Source organism: Cognatishimia activa (assembly GCF_026016445.1).
Classification (GTDB): Bacteria; Pseudomonadota; Alphaproteobacteria; order Rhodobacterales; family Rhodobacteraceae; genus Cognatishimia; species Cognatishimia activa_B.
The window spans coordinates 1,696,213-1,714,049 of sequence record NZ_CP096147.1; the positions used below are offsets into that span (position 1 = coordinate 1,696,213).

Annotated in this window: 21 protein-coding genes and 1 riboswitch; of the genes, 8 read left to right on the plus strand and 13 right to left on the minus strand. The window is 53.2% G+C overall.

Features of this window, described 5'->3' with window-relative positions:
• Nucleotides 1–29 precede the first annotated feature (29 nt).
• From metK to ybeY, 4 genes are all read right to left on the minus strand, one after another.
• Nucleotides 30–1,211, minus strand: coding sequence for a methionine adenosyltransferase (metK, locus tag M0D42_RS08440; protein ID WP_265018176.1), 1,182 nt, complete (start codon nucleotides 1,209–1,211; stop codon nucleotides 30–32).
• Between the two features lie 4 nt (nucleotides 1,212–1,215).
• Nucleotides 1,216–1,264, minus strand: a riboswitch (SAM-SAH riboswitch).
• A 38-nt stretch (nucleotides 1,265–1,302) separates the two neighbouring features.
• Nucleotides 1,303–2,802, minus strand: coding sequence for an apolipoprotein N-acyltransferase (gene lnt, locus M0D42_RS08445; RefSeq protein ID WP_265018177.1), 1,500 nt, complete (start codon nucleotides 2,800–2,802; stop codon nucleotides 1,303–1,305).
• Nucleotides 2,789–3,685, minus strand: coding sequence for a hemolysin family protein (locus M0D42_RS08450; protein WP_265018178.1), 897 nt, complete (start codon nucleotides 3,683–3,685; stop codon nucleotides 2,789–2,791). The genes lnt and M0D42_RS08450 overlap by 14 nt, the downstream gene beginning before the upstream one ends.
• Before the next feature lie 22 nt (nucleotides 3,686–3,707).
• On the minus strand, nucleotides 3,708–4,205 hold the full coding sequence (gene ybeY, locus M0D42_RS08455) for an rRNA maturation RNase YbeY (RefSeq protein ID WP_265018179.1): 498 nt from the start codon (nucleotides 4,203–4,205) through the stop codon (nucleotides 3,708–3,710).
• Nucleotides 4,206–4,275: 70 nt separating this feature from the next.
• Here ybeY and M0D42_RS08460 point away from each other — a divergent pair, with 70 nt between their 5' ends.
• Entirely contained in the window at nucleotides 4,276–4,584 is a 309-nt protein-coding gene (locus tag M0D42_RS08460; RefSeq protein WP_265018180.1) for a Dabb family protein, read from the plus strand.
• Here M0D42_RS08460 and M0D42_RS08465 read toward each other — a convergent pair.
• The 4 genes from M0D42_RS08465 to M0D42_RS08480 all read right to left on the minus strand — a co-directional run bounded on the left by M0D42_RS08465 (nucleotide 4,559) and on the right by M0D42_RS08480 (nucleotide 7,703).
• The gene (locus M0D42_RS08465; RefSeq protein WP_265018181.1) at nucleotides 4,559–5,608 is read right to left on the minus strand and encodes a PhoH family protein; all 1,050 of its coding nucleotides are present in this window, start codon (nucleotides 5,606–5,608) and stop codon (nucleotides 4,559–4,561) included. The two genes, M0D42_RS08460 and M0D42_RS08465, sit on opposite strands and share 26 nt — an antisense overlap.
• Nucleotides 5,609–5,768: 160 nt before the next feature.
• Nucleotides 5,769–6,083: a hypothetical protein gene (locus tag M0D42_RS08470; protein ID WP_265018182.1), complete on the minus strand. Its 315-nt coding sequence runs from the start codon at nucleotides 6,081–6,083 to the stop codon at nucleotides 5,769–5,771.
• Nucleotides 6,084–6,095: 12 nt separating this feature from the next.
• Nucleotides 6,096–6,608 (minus strand): OmpA family protein, encoded by a 513-nt coding sequence (locus M0D42_RS08475; protein ID WP_419195969.1) that lies wholly within the window; start codon nucleotides 6,606–6,608, stop codon nucleotides 6,096–6,098.
• A 192-nt stretch (nucleotides 6,609–6,800) separates the two neighbouring features.
• Complete coding sequence (locus M0D42_RS08480) at nucleotides 6,801–7,703, minus strand: LysR family transcriptional regulator (RefSeq protein ID WP_265018183.1); 903 nt, start codon at nucleotides 7,701–7,703, stop codon at nucleotides 6,801–6,803.
• Between the two features lie 91 nt (nucleotides 7,704–7,794).
• On the opposite strand from M0D42_RS08480, the gene M0D42_RS08485 reads away from it, so the two are divergent.
• Both M0D42_RS08485 and M0D42_RS08490 read left to right on the plus strand, forming a co-directional pair.
• Nucleotides 7,795–8,223, plus strand: coding sequence for a DUF6326 family protein (locus tag M0D42_RS08485; RefSeq protein WP_265018184.1), 429 nt, complete (start codon nucleotides 7,795–7,797; stop codon nucleotides 8,221–8,223).
• Nucleotides 8,216–8,944: a class I SAM-dependent methyltransferase gene (locus M0D42_RS08490; protein WP_265018185.1), complete on the plus strand. Its 729-nt coding sequence runs from the start codon at nucleotides 8,216–8,218 to the stop codon at nucleotides 8,942–8,944. The genes M0D42_RS08485 and M0D42_RS08490 overlap by 8 nt, the downstream gene beginning before the upstream one ends.
• A 9-nt stretch (nucleotides 8,945–8,953) precedes the next feature.
• Here the strand turns inward: M0D42_RS08490 and miaB are convergent, their stop codons facing one another.
• Nucleotides 8,954–10,276 (minus strand): tRNA (N6-isopentenyl adenosine(37)-C2)-methylthiotransferase MiaB, encoded by a 1,323-nt coding sequence (gene miaB / locus M0D42_RS08495; protein ID WP_265018186.1) that lies wholly within the window; start codon nucleotides 10,274–10,276, stop codon nucleotides 8,954–8,956.
• 116 nt (nucleotides 10,277–10,392) lie between these two features.
• On the opposite strand from miaB, the gene M0D42_RS08500 reads away from it, so the two are divergent.
• A complete protein-coding gene (locus tag M0D42_RS08500; protein WP_265018187.1) occupies nucleotides 10,393–11,262 on the plus strand; it encodes a hypothetical protein in 870 nt (289 codons plus the stop codon).
• Between the two features lie 69 nt (nucleotides 11,263–11,331).
• Here the strand turns inward: M0D42_RS08500 and M0D42_RS08505 are convergent, their stop codons facing one another.
• Nucleotides 11,332–12,537, minus strand: coding sequence for a BCCT family transporter (locus M0D42_RS08505; RefSeq protein WP_265021126.1), 1,206 nt, complete (start codon nucleotides 12,535–12,537; stop codon nucleotides 11,332–11,334).
• 209 nt (nucleotides 12,538–12,746) lie between these two features.
• Nucleotides 12,747–13,163: a Fur family transcriptional regulator Irr gene (gene irr, locus M0D42_RS08510; protein ID WP_265018188.1), complete on the minus strand. Its 417-nt coding sequence runs from the start codon at nucleotides 13,161–13,163 to the stop codon at nucleotides 12,747–12,749.
• 176 nt (nucleotides 13,164–13,339) lie between these two features.
• On the opposite strand from irr, the gene fabA reads away from it, so the two are divergent.
• The 3 genes from fabA (at nucleotide 13,340) to M0D42_RS08525 (ending at nucleotide 16,030) form a co-directional block, all read left to right on the plus strand.
• Nucleotides 13,340–13,849, plus strand: coding sequence for a bifunctional 3-hydroxydecanoyl-ACP dehydratase/trans-2-decenoyl-ACP isomerase (gene fabA, locus M0D42_RS08515; RefSeq protein ID WP_265018189.1), 510 nt, complete (start codon nucleotides 13,340–13,342; stop codon nucleotides 13,847–13,849).
• Between the two features lie 144 nt (nucleotides 13,850–13,993).
• Entirely contained in the window at nucleotides 13,994–15,223 is a 1,230-nt protein-coding gene (fabB, locus tag M0D42_RS08520; protein ID WP_265018190.1) for a beta-ketoacyl-ACP synthase I, read from the plus strand.
• Nucleotides 15,224–15,238: 15 nt separating this feature from the next.
• Nucleotides 15,239–16,030 (plus strand): enoyl-ACP reductase FabI, encoded by a 792-nt coding sequence (locus M0D42_RS08525; RefSeq protein ID WP_265018191.1) that lies wholly within the window; start codon nucleotides 15,239–15,241, stop codon nucleotides 16,028–16,030.
• Nucleotides 16,031–16,111: 81 nt separating this feature from the next.
• Here M0D42_RS08525 and M0D42_RS08530 read toward each other — a convergent pair whose 3' ends face one another.
• The gene (locus M0D42_RS08530; protein ID WP_265018192.1) at nucleotides 16,112–16,429 is read right to left on the minus strand and encodes a YciI family protein; all 318 of its coding nucleotides are present in this window, start codon (nucleotides 16,427–16,429) and stop codon (nucleotides 16,112–16,114) included.
• Between the two features lie 89 nt (nucleotides 16,430–16,518).
• On the opposite strand from M0D42_RS08530, the gene M0D42_RS08535 reads away from it, so the two are divergent.
• Nucleotides 16,519–17,394 (plus strand): LysR family transcriptional regulator, encoded by an 876-nt coding sequence (locus M0D42_RS08535; RefSeq protein ID WP_265018193.1) that lies wholly within the window; start codon nucleotides 16,519–16,521, stop codon nucleotides 17,392–17,394.
• Nucleotides 17,395–17,404: 10 nt separating this feature from the next.
• Here the strand turns inward: M0D42_RS08535 and M0D42_RS08540 are convergent, their stop codons facing one another.
• Nucleotides 17,405–17,833 (minus strand): FKBP-type peptidyl-prolyl cis-trans isomerase, encoded by a 429-nt coding sequence (locus M0D42_RS08540; RefSeq protein ID WP_265018194.1) that lies wholly within the window; start codon nucleotides 17,831–17,833, stop codon nucleotides 17,405–17,407.
• Nucleotides 17,834–17,837 lie beyond the last annotated feature (4 nt).

A 17,837-nucleotide genomic window follows, 5' to 3' on the forward strand; every position in this document is an offset into this window, starting at 1 on the left:
GACCGCGCTTTCAAAGGTATCTCGATCAGTCAGACCGATGCTTTCAGCGTATCCACCAAATCGGTGCGCTCCCAGCTGAAACCCCCGTCGGCATCTGGCGTCCGACCAAAATGCCCGTAGGCTGCAGTGCGCTGGTAGATTGGCTTGTTCATTTGCAGATGTTCGCGAATGCCACGTGGTGTCAGGTCCATCGCCTGTGCTACTGCTGCTTCGATCGCTGCGTCACCCACCTGCCCTGTGCCGTAGCTGTCCGCATAGATGGACAAAGGCTTTGATACACCAATCGCATAAGAGAGCTGAATGGTGCATTTGTCTGCGAGACCTGCGGCCACGACGTTCTTCGCCAAGTAGCGCGCAGCGTAGGCTGCGGAACGGTCCACTTTGGTTGGGTCTTTCCCAGAGAAGGCCCCGCCGCCATGCGGCGCTGCGCCACCGTAGGTGTCCACGATGATCTTACGACCTGTCAGCCCTGCGTCGCCATCAGGACCGCCGATGACAAATTTCCCAGTTGGGTTCACGTGCCATTCGGTCTCTGCGGTCAGCCAGCCTTCTGGAAGGACGTCTTCGATATAAGGCGCAACAATAGCGCGGATATCTTCACTGGTCAGGCTTTCATCCAAGTGTTGGGTCGAGAGCACCAAAGAAGACACGCCGACAGGCTTGCCGTTTTCATAGCGCACAGACAGCTGCGATTTTGCATCCGGACCAAGCACTGCTTGCTCGCCGGATTTGCGGACCTCTGCCAAACGCCGCAGGATTGCGTGGGCGTATTGGATTGGGGCTGGCATCAGGTCCGGCGTTTCGTTGGTCGCATAACCAAACATAATGCCCTGATCGCCTGCGCCTTCGTCCTTGTCTGCGGAGGCATCCACACCCTGCGCGATATGCGCAGATTGCTCGTGCAGCAGGTTGGTGATTTCCACGGTCTCGTGGTGGAACTTGTCCTGCTCGTATCCGATGTCTTTGATACAAGCGCGGGCAATCTCATCGATCTTGCCCATATAATCTTTCAGCTTGTCCTGATCAGAAAGCCCGACCTCACCACCGATCACAACACGATCCGTGGTGGCAAAGGTTTCGGCCGCAACACGCGCTTCTGGTTCCTCTGCGAGGAAAGCATCAAGAACTGCGTCGGAAATGCGGTCACAAACTTTATCAGGATGGCCCTCCGAGACGGACTCGGAAGTGAAAACGTAATTCTGTCTGGCCATGAAGTGCTCCATTAAATTTCATCTGTCACGCCAGGAAGCCGTTGTGACAGACAGCAAGTTGATACCCACTTAGGGGGCCGGACTCACAAGGTCAATTGGAAATACGGCGTCTTTTTATCCAAAGGGTCAGAAGCCCCAAGGTCAAGAGAAGCGCCACCGGAAGATCACCTGTGTGGCTATAAAGCGTCGCCGGTTTAGGTCTAGGTAACGACACATCAATAAACCCCGCCTCATTTAGAGGTAACGCATTCAAAACACGCCCCTTTTCATCAATGAGCGCTGAGATACCAGTGTTTGCCGCACGCACCATTGGCAATCCTTGCTCAATGGCGCGCATTCTCGCCTGTGCCAAATGCTGGTGCGGCCCCGAAAAAGCGCCAAACCACGCATCATTGGTGATTTGCATCAAGAACGCGGGGCGATCTCTGGCGGCAATGACATCCTGCGGGAAGACCGCCTCATAGCAAATCAATGGAAGCGCCGTGCCAAGAGGCCCTAAGTCCATCAACTCAGCGCCACGGCCCGCGCTAAAGCCGCGCCCCTCTGAAGCTGCCAAGCCATGAATTCCAAAGCGCGCGAGCATATCCCCAAATGGCACATATTCTCCAAATGGCACCAGATGATGTTTGTCATAAGTCTGCGTAAGCTGCCCCTCGGCATCCATGAACACAGCAGCGTTGTAAATCAAATACCCATCAAAGCGATTGGTCCCAAAGACAATCGGTGTACCCTCCGCCGCTTCCCGCATTTCTTCAAGTGCCCAATCGGCATTGGGCAGGCTCGCAGGCAAACTGGTTTCGGGCCAAATGATGAGATCAGGAGAACCTTCCGCCGATGTGAACTCTAGCGCGCGGTCAAAGAAGACCGGCATCATCAGCGGATCCCACTTCTCATGCTGTGGCGCATTGGGCTGCACAAGACGAATGGTGCCAACCGGTTTTCCCAAAGGCTCAGGTACTTCTGACAAAGGCCAAAGCGCGGCGAGGCCAAGTATGGACACCAAAACCGCGATGATCTGTGCACGAGAAGATGTCATCACCGCCTTGAAAACTGCGAATGCGATGATCAGAAACAGGATGTTTAACCCGTGTGGACCGATCCAACTCGCAGCTTGCCCAAACCAAGTGTTCACCAATCCATAGGAGGGCATCCCCCAAGGAAAACCCGTAAACAAATAAGCACGGCCAAGTTCCGCGAGTGGCAGCAACATCAGCAGAGAGGCATTGCCCAGTCGTTGTGAGACCGCAAAGGCTGCAGACCAAAAGAGCGCAAGGCCACCTGCCAGAAAAAACACGGCAAAGGGGGCCATCCAGGCATGTTTTTCAGGTTCGACCAAAAAGGGAGACACGAGCCACTGCAGCGTCAGGCAAAAATATCCAAGGGCAAAAAGCCAGCCTAACTTTCCGGCCTGCTTTGCCGTTTCAACAGTGCTGAGCAATCCAAAGACAACAGCAAAAGCGATGAGAGAGATGAGCGGCAGATCAAAAGGGGCCTGCCCAAGTCCAGCTGCCATGCCCAATAAAATGGGCACGGCGAGGCGCACGAAGCGCGGCTGTTCTTTGAATTGATCGAAGGCCTTATTCAGCCACATGCTGCTGCGCTTCGGTCAGCATTACGCGCAGACGTTTGATCCGGCGTGGATCAGCGTCGATGACTTCGAATTCGGTCCCATCAGGATGCACCACTAGCTCGCCCCGCGCCGGAACACGGCCAGCAAGCATAAAGACGAGGCCCCCCAGCGTATCAATCTCTTCAGGATCGATTTCATCATGGGCACTGAGAGACCGGCCGATTTCAGCTTCGAACTCATCCAGAGGTGTTTTGGACAAAGCCAAGTAACAGCCAGGCGCTTCCTGTGTCCAAAGCGCGACTTCTGCCTGGTCGTGTTCGTCTTCGATTTCACCGACGACCTGTTCAATCAAGTCTTCGATGGTCACCAAACCGTCCACGCCGCCGTATTCATCGATGACGAGCGCCATATGGCGACGTTCGGTCTGCATTTTGGTCAGCAGAACACCGATAGGCATGGAAGGCGGCACAAATAGCAACGGGCGCACCATGGCGCGCAGTGCAAATCCACCGCCAGCGCCATTGAACCCATATTTCAACGCCATGTCTTTCAGGTGCAAAAACCCGATCGGCGTATCCAGCGTGCCGTCATAGACCGGCAGACGCGACAGCCCGCTTTCGCGAAACGCGTTAACAACCTCTTCCCGGCTCATGTTTGCCGAGAGCGCAACAATATCCACCTTTGGCACAGCCACATCTTCAACCCGCATACGGCGCAAGTTGATCATGCCTGGAGTCGGCGTGAATTCGCGTTCAACGTGAGGGTTTTGGAGCTCATCACCTGCATCTGCAGGGCTGATAGCTTCCATTAGTCGGCGGAAAAAACCACCGGATTTACTCTGTATCTGGGAATCTCCCTGCGCGCTTTGCGCTGCGCTAGAAGACCCGTCGGTGCTGTCGCCCATCGTACCTTTCCAAAATGGGGGGTTACCCCGTTGTCTCTCTATATGGGTCTGCGATACCCATTTTGCCAAGTATCTTTGTCTCTAATGTTTCCATCAAAGTGGCATCTTGGTCACGGATGTGATCATAGCCAAGAAGATGCAAGATACCATGGATCAACAGATGCGTCACGTGATCCTCAAAAAGCACTTCAGATTCCTGTGCTTCGCGCGCACAGGTTTCATAGGAGATGGCGATATCTCCAAGTTCTGGATCAGGTCCTTCTGGCGCAAGAGGTTCATCACCATCGATCTCAGCGCCCCGCTCTTCGGACGGCCAACTGAGCACATTTGTTGGTGTCGGCTTTTCTCGAAATTCCGCATTAAGATCAGCGATACGCGCGTCGTTGCAAGCCATGATACAGACTTCCCATTCCGCACTTAGTGCTAGCGCTAAGCGCACGCCCTCACCCGCTTTATCAGCGAGCGTTCGCAGATCATGATCGACCCAGCGATCATCCTCAATGACAACATCAATCTCCATCTGTTCGCCATAGCCCGAAAGCCTTAGGGTGAACAGCAAAATTGAAACGAAGTCAGATAGGGATGGGATTATGATACTGCACTGTGTGTTCTGCAGTTTTCGAGATGATATCTCTGAAGACGCTTCAAAAGCTGCGATCAATGCGCTGGAAGATTTCAGTCTGAAACTTGACGGGGTAATAGCCTTTGATCACGGGCCAAATCTTGATTTCGAAATGAAATCACAAGCCTATGACCGAGGCTTTGTCATCCGTTTCACTGATGCCCAAGCCCTGGACAACTATGCCAACCACCCTACTCACAAAGAATTGGGTGGTCAGCTCAGCCAGCTCTGCGTTGGTGGCGGTGACGGGATTATTGTTTTTGACTTGGACGTCTAGGCTCTGCCAAGGCGCGTTCGGCATCCGCGTCATAGGCCTTGATGATCGCGGCAACCAAAGGATGGCGCACAACGTCATCAGCCGTGAAGTAGTTGAAACTGATACCTTTTGTGCCTTTTAGTAGGCGCTCAGCATCCTTCAGGCCAGACTGCACGCCGCGCGGCAAATCGACCTGTGACCGGTCGCCTGTGATGGCCATGCGGCTGCCTTCACCCAAACGGGTCAGGAACATTTTCATTTGCATCGTCGACGCGTTCTGCGCCTCATCCAGCACAACAAAGGCATTCGCTAAAGTGCGGCCCCGCATAAAGGCCAAAGGCGCGATTTCGATCTTTTTCTCTTCGATCAGCTTAGCCAGCATTTTACTGGGCAGGAAATCATTCAGCGCGTCATAAAGCGGCTGCATGTAAGGATCGACTTTGTCCTTCATATCGCCCGGCAGATAGCCAAGCTTTTCACCTGCCTCAACGGCTGGGCGCGACAGGATGATCCGGTCCACCTCTCCTGAGATAAACATGCTGACGCCCACCGCCACAGCGAGGTAGGTTTTACCTGTCCCTGCTGGTCCGATGCCAAAGGCGAGTTCATTCTGAAACAGACTTTGCACATAGGCCTTCTGAGCGTCGGTGCGCGGTTCGACATGTTTCTTCTTGGTTTTAATCTCGACCGGGCCACCCTTGAACATCTCAAGCTGGTCGCCATCGCGCGCACCCGTACCTCGTTCGGCATTACCCATGCGAATTTCGCGGTCAATGTCACCCGCTTCTACGGCTTTACCGCTTTCAAGCCGCTGATAGAGCGCCTGAAGAACCTCATGCGCCTCAAGCTGCGCACCAGTGTCCCCATGGATTGCCAGTTGGTTGCCTCTTCGGATGATCTGAACACCGAGCTTTTGCTCTATATCCGCCAAGTTCCGATCGTATTCTCCGCAGAGATCAATGAGCAAACGATTGTCGGGAAACTCGATCAAGACTTCTTTCACGGTTTCATTTGTGGGCGGTGGGGTCAGGGCGCTGGTGGCCAAGTAGGTCTCCTTAGACTCAGTGTTCTGAGTCTAAGCGTGACAAGTTGTGGGCCGCAACGCAAGTGATTCAGGGTTAAAATTCACCCAATCGTTACAAAAAAAGATCGCGTGAAATACTCACGCGATCTTTCAGAAACTTTATTAAATTCAATATCCTAGCTTACGCTGGGTCGTTGAAGAATGTGCCTTCTTTATAGGCACCTGTGGCTGTGTTTGGTGGCGCAATTGGTGCGCAAACAGGCTTGCCGTAGCGATCCAGTCGAGCGTCCATATAACCCTCGTTGCCATCATCGATGATCCAGTGATGGCAGCCGTTTGGATCAACCCAGATGCCAGCGACCAGATCAGTCAGTGGCTTGGCGTCATAGCCGCCATCGACGGTTTTATCTGTGATCTCGCCGCCGCTTTCTTCGCCGAAGCACCCAGCCAATGTGGAGACAGCAGCCAGAGCGACACATAGTTTCAATGCTTTCATGACCCGTCCCCCTTAGCGGATGCACATGATTTCAACACGGCGGTTTTCAGCCCGGCCCGCAGATGAACGGTTGCTTGCGCGTGGCATGCGCTCGCCGTAGGCCCGGACGTCAGCAATATCAGCGCCAGCGGATTGGCCTACCTTGGCCACAGCGGTCGCGCGACGGAAGCTTAGGGCCATATTGGCCTCATCGCTGCCGCGGCTATCTGTGTGCCCCATGACGATGTAATACTGTGCGCCTGCGGTCTGGAAGAACTGCTTGATCTGCGCACGTCCGGAAGCGCTTAGCGCAGAGCTGCCGGATTTGAAGAATTGGTCAGAGCTCAGCTCGCCGCACATATTGCCTTCACGACAAACAGGCAGACCCTGTCGTGTCAGATGCGGGCTCATATAGCCCTCAGCACCGTCATCCATGACCCAATGCTCACAGCCATCTGGGTCAACCCAGATACCCGGCGTATAATCCTGCGCACGCACTGTTTTGGTTTGTGAGATTGCCGCGCTGCTAAATGCTGTGGCGGCCATGGCTGCGATCATGGCCCCTCCCAACAGCTTGCGCGCGGTTGCATTCAATGTAACTGCCACGATCTTACCCTCTGCTTGCCCCGTATCCCCCGTTTATTTGAATCGGCACGGGTATTCGAAGTCCTGTAATAAAGGTACTCTAGCAAATTTTTGGCCTATGTGAAGGAATAATACTAGATGTGGTGGTCACAACTAGGATTGTGAGCTTTGTTGCAACAACTCTTGGCTCAACACATCATAGACGAGCCGAATGCGCATATTGGTATTTAGATCCCTATGGGTTGTAAGCCAAACCGGCATCTCTCCAAGGGGAACTTGAGGCAGAACGCACTGAAATTCAGCAAACCTAATGGCGTATTCTTTTGGCAGTATGGCGATGCCTAATCCTCGCCGCGCCAATTCAAAATAGGACACCCCGTCCATCGTGGTGATTTTGAAATTGGTCGCATCAACGGAAATGCCCAGCGCTTTAAACTGTGGAATGAACCGCTCGGCGCTTTCATAGCCCACGAAATCGGCCTGCGAGAGATCAGCCGGGGATTCGACTGGGCCAAGCGTGCCTAGATAAGCTTTGGTGCCGTAAAAGTACGGAGACAGGTTGCCAAGCTTCTTGGCGATCAGTTCAGGCTGCTCGGGTCTGATATGGCGCACGGCAATGTCTGCTTCGCGTCTTAACAGATCACTGACATCATTGGAGGCCCTTAGATCGACATGAATGTCTGGGTATTTCTCTCGAATAATCGCGATGATGTCGGGCATGATATAGGCAGCCATGGCGTCACTGCAGGATATTCGCACAGTGCCCGAAACGGATTCAGACTGCCCGCTCGCCACGAATGCGATACGCATTGCCGCCTCTGCCATCTGACGGACATCTTCTAGCAAGGCCGTGCCCGCCTCGGTCAGCTCCATGCGACGTGTTCCACGCAGAAACAACGTCAGCCCCAAATCCTCCTCAAAACCTCCGATTTGTCGACTGAGCGTCGGCTGGGTCAATTTCAGCTTTCGTGCTGCGCCAGAGAGGGACCCCTCTTCGACAACCGCCAAGAACGCACGCACATGGTTCCAGTCATATAAAAGCGCATCCCATTTCATCTATAGACGCATACCTTTCATGTAGAAATATAGAATTCCATTCCAATATAGATGAAATAAATGTGTGGCGAAACTCAATTAGGAGCCCCCAATGCTGTCGCCACATTCCCAAGAGAACAAAGGATCGTTGCTTGCGATGCTTTGGGTCTTTGCCACATTCAATATCCTTTTCCGGGACATTCACGAGTTGACCACCGCGAGCGCCCTCGCAGAAATTTCGTCGGGATATCTGAATGGAAATCCTGTTACCGAGGAGGTCTTGTTTGCAGGCTCATTCGGTGTGGTGCTGTATCTTTTGGCCATCCCCGCCTCATTCGCCCTACCCAATCGTGCGGCGCGCATCCTTAACATGATCTTTCCGGTCTTGGCCACTATCGGTGTTTATTTAGGTCAACCAAGTGATCCAGATGACTTTGTTTTCGCAACTGTCGAGATCTTTACCTTCGGCCTCATCTTTTGGATTGCCTCACGCTGGCGGGTTACTGAACCCATGTCCAAAAATGAGGCAAGCCATGTCTGAGCCCACCTCCTACTATCGCGCCGCTAAGACATGGTTCGATATTGGCGCGCTTCGCATTGGCAGTTGGGAGATAAGTCTCAGGCGTCATGCTTGGGAAGACCATCGTCTCAAAGAGTTTTACGATCGTGCAGCCACATCATGGACCCGAAAAACCCAACGGCTGGGACTTGATGATGCCTATGGCACACTTACGGCAGCCGTATCGACCCAGACGATCGATCACCCCATGAAAGTGCTTGATATTGGAATTGGCACTGGGGTGTTGTCTTCGGCTCTTTTGCGAACCCTAGGTCGGGACATTGATTTAACCGGCGTCGATATTTCACCCTCAATGCTTGAAGTTGCTGAAGATCGCTTAAGCAGTAAGTGTGCTGCCTTACGTCTGTTGCAATCTGATGCCTGCGACCTGCCCTTTGCAGATAATAGCTTTGATCTAATTGTCTGCGGACATGTTGTTGAGCATCTTTGCGAGCCTTCTGATGCATTGCGAGAAATGTTGCGCGTGCTCCGGCCGGGTGGACAACTGCTGATTTGCATCACGAGAAACACAATTGCAGGCGCCGCGATTCAATTGATGTGGCGCACCCAGCGCGCCTCGCCGAAGACGGCAGCGGGCTGGCTCGCGACCTCGGGCTTTGAGCGTATCGAAATCATCGAGCTACCAAAACACACGGCCACGTCGCGGTTAAGCTGTGGCTATAGCGCGTTCAAGCTGCGCTAAGTCTGCTGCTTAAATCGCAACGCCTTTCAGCGAGTTGGTACCGCTTTCCACGATTTTCACCTTGCGAATATCACCAATCGCGGCGCCAGAACCGGCGACGTGCACGGCGTGCAGATAGTCGGATTTTCCCACCATCTGATCTTCCAAGCGACCCTCTTTTTCAAAGAGCACTGACACTTCACGCCCCACCATAGCGTCTTGCAACTCTTTTTGTTGCTCAGACAGCAGCGCTTGAAGGCGTTGCAAACGGTCGCTCGCTTCAGCTTCATCCACCAATGGGCGTTCGGCAGCCGGGGTGCCCGGACGCGTGGAATATTTGAATGAATAGGCCTGCCCGTATTTGACCTCTTTGATCAAATCCATGGTGGCTTGGAAATCTTCCTCGGTCTCTTCCGGGAAACCGACAATGAAGTCACCAGAGAGCAGCAAGTCAGGGCGCGCCGCGCGGATACGCTCGATCAGGCGGATATAGCTTTCCGCTGTGTGGCTGCGGTTCATGCGCTTAAGGATCTTGTCGCTGCCAGACTGCACAGGTAGGTGCAGATACGGCATCAGCTTTTTGCATTCGCCATGGGCAGCAATCAGATCGTCCTGCATGTCATTCGGGTGGCTGGTGGTGAAGCGGATGCGCTCAAGCCCGTCGACCTTGTCGAGCTCCCAGATCAAATCAGCCAAAGACATTGTGCCGCCCTTCAGGCCTTCGCCATGATAGGCATTCACGTTCTGACCGAGCAGCGTGATCTCGCGCACGCCACGTTCAACCAAATCCTGCGCCTCAGAAATGACGCGGGATGCTGGGCGAGAGACCTCTGCCCCGCGGGTGTAAGGCACCACACAGAAGGCGCAGAATTTATCGCAACCTTCTTGGACAGTCAGGAATGCCGCTGGTGCGCGTTTGGCTTTGGAGCGACCTTTGAGTTTCTCAAATTTATCTTCTTCCGGGAAATCCGTATCCAGCGCCTTTTCACCAGCGCGGGTCTTTTCTTCCATCTCTGGCAGACGGTGATAGGCCTGCGGGCCCACAACCAGATCAACCATCGGCTGGCGGCGCATAATCTCCTGGCCTTCTGCCTGAGCCACACAGCCCGCCACACCGATCTTCAGGTCAGGCTTTTCAGCTTTCAGGCCCTTGAAACGCCCAAGTTCGGAATAGACTTTCTCTGCCGCTTTCTCACGAATATGGCAGGTATTCAGCAGGATCATATCCGCGTCATCTGGCGTATCCGTGGTCTCATATCCTGCCCCACCCATGGCTTCCGCCATGCGTTCACTGTCATAGACATTCATCTGACAGCCATAAGTCTTGATGAACAATTTCTTTGGATCGGACATGAGAGATACTCGCGGTTTCAAGGCGCTTCCGTATATCAGTTTCACACTGGCTTGCAATGCACGTCAAATTAACCGAATTTAACATCAACTAAGAGCAGACAAACAAAAGCAGGCCCATGCGTTTCACCTCATTTGATGACCTTGTGTCCAAAGATAAGGCCCTGATTAAAAAGGGACCATTGGCGCTGATTTTTGTGGAAGATCAGGTCGAAATCGACACCACACTGCGCCACCATGTAGATTTGGGCTTTAGCCAGGTGATCGCATTTATGCCTGCAGCCTTCAAAATGGCCTATGACGTCAGCGAAGATGTCATCCGCGTGGATTGCGAAAAGACCACCGGGCAGGACATGATCGATATGGTCAACAAGGTCGCCCGGCAGGTACCAGGGCAATGGCTTTATTACTGCTTTAACGCTGAATACCTGCTCTTCCCTTTCTGTGAGACACGCACCATTGGCGAGATGCTGGCCTTCCACGCCGAAGAGCGCCGCAGTGCTATGCTGAGCTATGTGATTGATCTTTACGCGGACAATCTCTGGGAACACCCCAATGCGGTGTCCATCGAAAGCGCTTTGATGGACAAGACCGGCTATTACGCCCTCTCCCGTCATGACAAAGAAAACCACAACCACCCGAAAGAACGTCAGTTGAATTTCTATGGTGGTCTGCGTTGGCGCTATGAAGAGCATATTCCGCAGGTTCGTCGCAAGATCGACCGGATCTCCATTTTCCGCGCCACGGAAGGTGTGGATTTGAGGTCTGACTTCACCATGTCAGATGAGGAAATGAACACATTCAGCTGTGAATGGCACAACAACATCACCGCATCTGTCTGTTCCTTCCGCACGGCGAAGGCTCTGAAAACCAATCCGGGTAGCACCTTTGATATTCCTAGTTTCAAATGGCACAACTCCGTACCCTTTGAATGGCATTCCCGTCAGCTCTTGGATTTGGGCCTGATGGAACCGGGTCAGTGGTTCTAAACCCTTTTTATTGACTCCAATAAAAAACCCGCCGATTGGCGGGTTTTCCGTTTCTTATGATCCGTAAGATCAGTGCACTGTTTCGATCTTGTCGAAGTCGAGTGTGTTCTCTTCCGGAGAGGCCTTGATGCTCATGACATCAGGACGCTTACGCAGTGCGATGTAGAGGATACAGGCCACGTAAATGCCAACCACAATCGCGCCGACCCATTGAATCTGCAGCCACTGGCTTTGGAAGGCCAATGTTAGACCAAAAAGGATCGCAACGTTCATGGCGATATATGGCACGCGACCAAGGCGTTTCACGGTCAGAGACAGGTTGTCCGAATAGAGGCGGATCAAACTGTCCAGAGAGTTCACCACGAAGGTGATACCGACAACGATCATGCAGAAGTTCACGAGACCAGAGGTATCGATGCCATTCTGGTAGTAGAAATACAGAACAGAGAACCAGATCGCCAAAGGAATGGATGGGATCACCAGGAGTGCGACAAGAAGAGTCTGCGTTCTGAGACCACCCACGAAGCGAGAGGTAAACTGACCAATCATAATCGACCAGGCAAACCACCAGAAGAGATAGAACTCATGGTAGTCATTGATCGGCGCTGCAAAGCGATGGATGTTGCCAAAGTAACCGCTTGCCAGCTCTCCGAGGTTGCCGAAAAGACCGCCAAAACCCATCTTTGCGTAGAGCCACATGAAGATAACAAGACCGGCAAAGAGAAAGCTGGATGCAAGGCTGAGGATACGAACGTATTTAATATCCGTACTTGAATAGGCTGCTGCGAGAATTGTCAGGAAAACAATCACATAGAAGGCAGGCACAACAGTTTCACCATCGCCAATTTCAGGAATGTAGAACGGCAGGTAGATCAGGAAGAGGCTTGCTGTGAAGGCACAGGTACCAATGATCACGATGTTGTTCACAATCCGCACAATAGGAATTTCAAAGAACTTCACCTTTGGTTCCACAACACAGAAGTAGAAACTGGTCAGGAAGTAGAAGCTCCAGATCAAAAAGCCCCAGAACCCAAATTCAATCGAAAGCGGGTTTGTGAATGCGTATTCTGCGTTCTCAGGATCCGCATAAACCGGGAATTCCCCAAGCGGAAACATGATCAATCCAACGTCTAAGCCGGATGTGAACAGGATAGCGATGAATGTGAAAAGCGGCACAGGAGTGACGCCAATTGCTTTGACATTCCACCATTTCACCACACAGAACGCGACCATTACCAAGGCCATGATGATGCCAAAGGTAATGATGACTGACAGAAGACTTGCCATTTTGTCCCTCCATTTTGTTAGGCTCGCTTGGTTGCGAGCGCGTTATAGCGAACGGGAGCAAGCAGCGCTCGCCTAGGTCCGCGTATTTCGGACGCCGTCGCGCACGGCTCCCAAAATTCTGTTGTTGGCCCTACCCCAACAATAAGGGCCTTTGGCCAAAAAAAAGAGGCCCATAGGCCTCCATCATTTCTATTGGATCACTTGCGACGCAAACGAATAACAACGTCCACTTTAGAAATCTCCGCCCCTTCAGGTGCCTCAGGCAAGGACATGATTTTCAATTGCTCCGCCGGTGCGTCAGTGAGCGCCCGTTCATCCTCCCAGAAGAAATGCGGGTGATCATGGGTATTGGTATCAAAATAGCTCTTCGATCCATCGACAGTGATTTCCTGCATAAGACCCGCGTCACAAAACGCCCGAAGAGTGTTGTAGACGGTCGCCAGAGAAACGCTATCTCCGTGGTCTTTGACCTTGGCAAACAGGCTTTCTGCGGTGACGTGACGGTCCTTGCCATCGCCAACCAACAGAGCTGCGAGTGCAACACGCTGACGTGTTGGGCGCACTCCGCCATCGGTCAACCATTGGGTGCCAATCTGAACTGGGTTGATATTCATCTGCCTGGACCTGTCATCTATTCCGGTAAGTCTATGGTTTCACCGGCGCGAATTCAATTGAAAATCATTTGCAGTTGAAATCCCGATTTTCACCAGATCATCCCCTGCCCTTGCACCCGCTGCAAAGCCAGTGATACAGGAAGAAAACGACAGAATTACAAAGGGGACATGCCTGTATGGCCGATTTTCCAACCAGCTTCGACAAAGAGGATCTTCTGAAATGCGCCCGTGGCGAATTATTCGGCCCCGGTAACGCGCAATTGCCGGCTCCTCCGATGTTGATGATGGACCGCATCACTGAAATCTCCGGTGACGGCGGCGCGCACGGCAAAGGCCATGTTCTGGCGGAATTCGACATCACCCCTGATCTTTGGTTCTTTGAATGCCACTTCCCAGGCAACCCGATCATGCCGGGCTGTCTTGGCCTTGATGGCCTGTGGCAGCTGACCGGTTTCAACCTCGGCTGGCGCGGTTGGCAAGGCCGCGGCTACGCGCTGGGTGTGGGCGAAGTGAAGTTGAAAGGCATGGTACGCCCGGAAAGCAAACTGCTGACCTATGAAATCGACTTCACCAAGGCTGTTCAAACCCGTCGCCTGACCATGGGTGTTGCTGATGGCATCGTAAAAATCGATGGCGAAGTGGCCTATGAAGTCAAAGACATGAAGGTTGCGTTGTCTGAGGCGTAAGCCCGGATAAACCCAATTGAAAGGCCGCCTTCTGGTGGCCTTTTTTAGTTCTATAGACCTTTCTATCAAGGCATTCGGCCTCCAAGCCTTGCCGCTCCCTCGCGGTTGTCCTAAACAAGTTTCAAATAACAAAGGAGTGCACGTATGCGTCGTGTCGTCGTCACCGGATTGGGCATTGTAAGCTCAATCGGCAATAACGCGGAAGAAGTTGTCGCGAGTCTGCGTGCAGGAAAATCCGGGATCGAAGCCAGCCCTGAAATGGTGGAACACGGGTTTCGCAGCCAGGTCGCTGGCACTCTGAAAATCGATGTGTCAGAACACGTCGACAAACGCACCCTGCGCTTCATGGGTCCGGGCGCGGCCTATGCGCATATTGCGATGAGCCAAGCCATTGCGGATGCTGGGCTAAGCGAAGATCAGGTTGTGAACGAACGTACAGGTCTGGTGGCGGGCTCTGGTGGCCCATCCACCTCCGCGATGCTGACAGCGCACCAAACGGTAGCAAAAACCGGTGCAACCAAACGTATTGGGCCTTTCGCTGTTCCAAAGTGCATGAGCTCCACAATCTCGGCCAACCTTGCGACGGCCTTTAAGATCAAAGGCATCAACTACTCCATCACCTCTGCCTGCTCTACATCCCTGCACTGCATCGGCAACGCGGCTGAACAGATCATGATGGGCAAACAGGACGTGATGTTTGCAGGTGGTGGCGAAGAGCTTGACTGGACGCTGTCCTGTCTCTTTGACGCGATGGGCGCGATGTCATCGAAAAAGAATGACGAGCCAACCAAAGCCTCCCGCGCCTTTGACCAAGACCGCGATGGTTTTGTGATTACCGGTGGTGGTGGCATCGTGGTTCTGGAAGATCTGGATCACGCCCTAGCACGTGGCGCAAAAATCTACGCAGAAGTCACTGGTTTTGCAGCCACTTCTGACGGTCACGACATGGTGGCCCCATCGGGTGAAGGCGGCGAACGCGCGATGCGTTTGGCCCTGCAAACCCTGCCAGAAGGCCGTAAAGTCAGCTATATCAACGCGCACGGCACATCGACACCAGTCGGTGACGTGGGCGAAGTCGAAGCGGTACGCCGCGTCTTTGGCGAAGGCTCTGTTCCTCCGATCAGCTCCACCAAATCCATGACCGGCCACGGTCAGGGTGCGGCGGGCGCAATGGAAGCCATCTTCTGCCTTCTGATGCTTGAGAATGATTTCATCACGCCATCGATCAATGTTGAGACGCTGGCAGAGGGCATCAACGAAGGCGAGATCGCCACGAAACTCGTGGAAAACGCGGGCCTGGATAGTGTTATGACCAACAGCTTTGGCTTTGGCGGTACCAACGGCTCCATGATCATGTCGAAATACAACGGATAAGCAGGGAATTTGACCATGTCGGATCAAATGAAGGGCAAACGCGGCCTGATTATGGGCGTTGCCAATAACCGCTCCATCGCTTGGGGCATTGCACAGGCGATGCACGAAGCAGGTGCAGAACTGGCGTTCACCTACCAAGGCGAAGGTTTCGGGAAGCGCCTTGCGCCTTTGGCTGAGAGCGTAGGCAGTGATTTCATGGTGGATGTGGATGTCACCGATGATGCGTCGCTGGACAATGCCTTCGCCCAGATCACTGAGCGCTGGGGCACTTTGGACTTTGTTGTTCACGCAATTGCCTATTCTGACAAAAATGAGCTGACAGGCCGTTTTGTGGATACCACACGCGCGAACTTTAAGAATTCGCTGGATATCTCAGCCTACTCTTTCATTGAAGTTGCACGCCGTGCACATCCTTTGATGAAAGAAAATGGCGGCACTTTGCTGACCCTCACCTATCAGGGTTCAAACCGCGTGACGCCGTTCTACAACGTCATGGGTGTTGCAAAGGCTGCTCTGGAGGCGACAACGCGTTACCTTGCGAACGATCTTGGTCCAGACGGCATTCGCGTAAATGCGATCTCTCCGGGTCCAATGAAAACCCTGGCTGGTGCAGCAATCGGTGGCGCGCGCAAGACCTATCGTCAGACCGAACAGAACGCTCCGCTGCGGTCCAACGCGACGCTGGAAGCCGTCGGTGGGACAGCAGTCTATCTTGCGTCTGATGCGGGGGCCTGCACAACAGGCGAGATCATTCGGGTCGATGGCGGCTACCACGTCTTGGGCATGCCGCAATCAGAAAATCTCTAGTAAATTGAAAAAAAGTCAAAGAAAGCCCGGCATATGCCGGGCTTTCTTTTTGGGTGCAGACCAAAGATCTACGAAGACCATTCAGGCGTATTTCGGAGATGGGATCTTGGAATCCAGCGTTTCAGTCAGAGTCTGGCTCCATTTCATAATGCGGAAAGACTTGCGTAAGCCAGTCGGCCAGAACGGATCTTCACGCACGTAGCGCACAACCTCGTCTTCATCTTCCGCATTCATCACCCAGAGCCCACCAGCCCCGTTATTCTGCGTATCCGAAAGATCACCGGCGGCAGCGATCTTTTTTGCATTTCTCTGAAGAAACTTCAGGTGCAAAGGCAGGTAACTCAAACGTACAGTGACATCCGTCTCCGGATTGTCCTCAAAAAGCACTACATATTTCATGACACGTCCTCCCAAACCTCGCCTGACACTCCGATAGCACAGCAAAATTGGCGCTTGCATCAGCAATATTGCTGAGTCATTCTGCAAAAATGCAGGATATAACCTGGAACGACCTTCGATACGTGCTGGCGATGCACCGCACCGGTTCTTACACGGAAGCTGGCCGAAAGGTTGGCGTAAGCGAAACCACCGTAGCAAGACGGGTGGCCACGCTTGAAGAAAAGCTAGGCGTGAAGCTGGTTCAGAAAGGCGGCAATTCGGGATATGAAATCTCGGACATTGGTCTTTTGATCCTGGACCACATCGAAGTCATCGAGCAGCAGGTCTCTACGATTTTAGAAATTGCGGGCAATAAAGCAGCGACGGTTGGCACGGTCCGGCTCAGCGCCGTCCCCCTCGTGATCAACCGCATTCTGGTTCCGGAACTGCATCGACTACATAGCAAACACCCGGAACTGGTGCTGGAGCTGATCCCCGAAACCCGCAACATTGACCTCACCAAACGCGAAGCTGATCTCGCAATTCGACTGGCGCGGCCCGTTTCTGGTGGTTTGAAAACCTCGGCACGCCGCATTGGTCAGCTGAATTACGCAGTATTTGGACAAGGCAGTGCGGATAGCGACAAATCAGATCGCTCAAATTGGATCATCTATGATGAAAGCCAAGCGAGCTTTCCGCAGGCGGTATGGCTGAATGCTGCATTGGCACAGGGAAAGGATGACTCCTCGCCGCTACGTGTTGCTGATGCGGAAACCGCAATTGAAGCCATCGCCGCGGGGGTCGGAAAATCTATCCTTCCCCGAAGGGTTGCCGCGATGGATCAGAGGTTGCGGGAGTTGGTGCGCCCCGCCGGGACGCCTCCAATGCCAAAACGAGATGTCTGGCTTATGTCACACAACAGCCAATTGGGATCTGCTGCGGTGAATGCAGTCAAAGAGTGGCTTGCCGACATTCCTTGGAACTAGACGCCCCCGATCAACCGACGGATACAAGCTCCAGTGCAAAGGTCAGGTCTTTGCCTGCCAACTCATGATTGGCGTCCAAGGTCACTGTGGCATCATCAAATGAAGTGACTTTCACCGGCAATACATGCCCGTCTGGGGATTGCATTTGCAGGGTCATGCCAACCTCTAGCGGAATTTCCGCTGGGATTTGCTCGCGCGGCACATCCTGACGCATTTCTTCGCGCACCGGGCCATAAGCATCTGCGCAAGGAATGTTCACGGTTTTCTTTTCGCCCACGGTCATGCCGGTCACACCGTCATCAAAACCTTTGATGACCATGCCAGAGCCAAGAGTAAATTCCAGCGGATCACGTCCCTCTGAACTGTCAAAAACACTGCCGTCATCCAGAGTGCCGGTATAGTGAATGCGGACGGTATCGCCCGATTTTGCCGCTGTCATATGG

What these genes read in the sequence shown, in the direction of transcription:
- metK (WP_265018176.1), bottom strand. Translation starts at nt 1,211, where the DNA reads ATGGCCAGACAGAATTACGTTTTCACTTCCGAGTCCGTCTCGGAGGGC.
- lnt (WP_265018177.1), bottom strand. Translation starts at nt 2,802, where the DNA reads ATGTGGCTGAATAAGGCCTTCGATCAATTCAAAGAACAGCCGCGCTTC.
- M0D42_RS08450 (WP_265018178.1), bottom strand. Translation starts at nt 3,685, where the DNA reads ATGGGCGACAGCACCGACGGGTCTTCTAGCGCAGCGCAAAGCGCGCAG.
- ybeY (WP_265018179.1), bottom strand. Translation starts at nt 4,205, where the DNA reads ATGGAGATTGATGTTGTCATTGAGGATGATCGCTGGGTCGATCATGAT.
- M0D42_RS08460 (WP_265018180.1), top strand. Translation starts at nt 4,276, where the DNA reads ATGATACTGCACTGTGTGTTCTGCAGTTTTCGAGATGATATCTCTGAA.
- M0D42_RS08470 (WP_265018182.1), bottom strand. Translation starts at nt 6,083, where the DNA reads ATGAAAGCATTGAAACTATGTGTCGCTCTGGCTGCTGTCTCCACATTG.
- M0D42_RS08475 (WP_419195969.1), bottom strand. Translation starts at nt 6,608, where the DNA reads ATGGCCGCCACAGCATTTAGCAGCGCGGCAATCTCACAAACCAAAACA.
- M0D42_RS08480 (WP_265018183.1), bottom strand. Translation starts at nt 7,703, where the DNA reads ATGAAATGGGATGCGCTTTTATATGACTGGAACCATGTGCGTGCGTTC.
- M0D42_RS08485 (WP_265018184.1), top strand. Translation starts at nt 7,795, where the DNA reads ATGCTGTCGCCACATTCCCAAGAGAACAAAGGATCGTTGCTTGCGATG.
- M0D42_RS08490 (WP_265018185.1), top strand. Translation starts at nt 8,216, where the DNA reads ATGTCTGAGCCCACCTCCTACTATCGCGCCGCTAAGACATGGTTCGAT.
- miaB (WP_265018186.1), bottom strand. Translation starts at nt 10,276, where the DNA reads ATGTCCGATCCAAAGAAATTGTTCATCAAGACTTATGGCTGTCAGATG.
- M0D42_RS08500 (WP_265018187.1), top strand. Translation starts at nt 10,393, where the DNA reads ATGCGTTTCACCTCATTTGATGACCTTGTGTCCAAAGATAAGGCCCTG.
- irr (WP_265018188.1), bottom strand. Translation starts at nt 13,163, where the DNA reads ATGAATATCAACCCAGTTCAGATTGGCACCCAATGGTTGACCGATGGC.
- fabA (WP_265018189.1), top strand. Translation starts at nt 13,340, where the DNA reads ATGGCCGATTTTCCAACCAGCTTCGACAAAGAGGATCTTCTGAAATGC.
- fabB (WP_265018190.1), top strand. Translation starts at nt 13,994, where the DNA reads ATGCGTCGTGTCGTCGTCACCGGATTGGGCATTGTAAGCTCAATCGGC.
- M0D42_RS08525 (WP_265018191.1), top strand. Translation starts at nt 15,239, where the DNA reads ATGTCGGATCAAATGAAGGGCAAACGCGGCCTGATTATGGGCGTTGCC.
- M0D42_RS08530 (WP_265018192.1), bottom strand. Translation starts at nt 16,429, where the DNA reads ATGAAATATGTAGTGCTTTTTGAGGACAATCCGGAGACGGATGTCACT.
- M0D42_RS08535 (WP_265018193.1), top strand. Translation starts at nt 16,519, where the DNA reads ATGCAGGATATAACCTGGAACGACCTTCGATACGTGCTGGCGATGCAC.
- M0D42_RS08540 (WP_265018194.1), bottom strand. Translation starts at nt 17,833, where the DNA reads ATGACAGCGGCAAAATCGGGCGATACCGTCCGCATTCACTATACCGGC.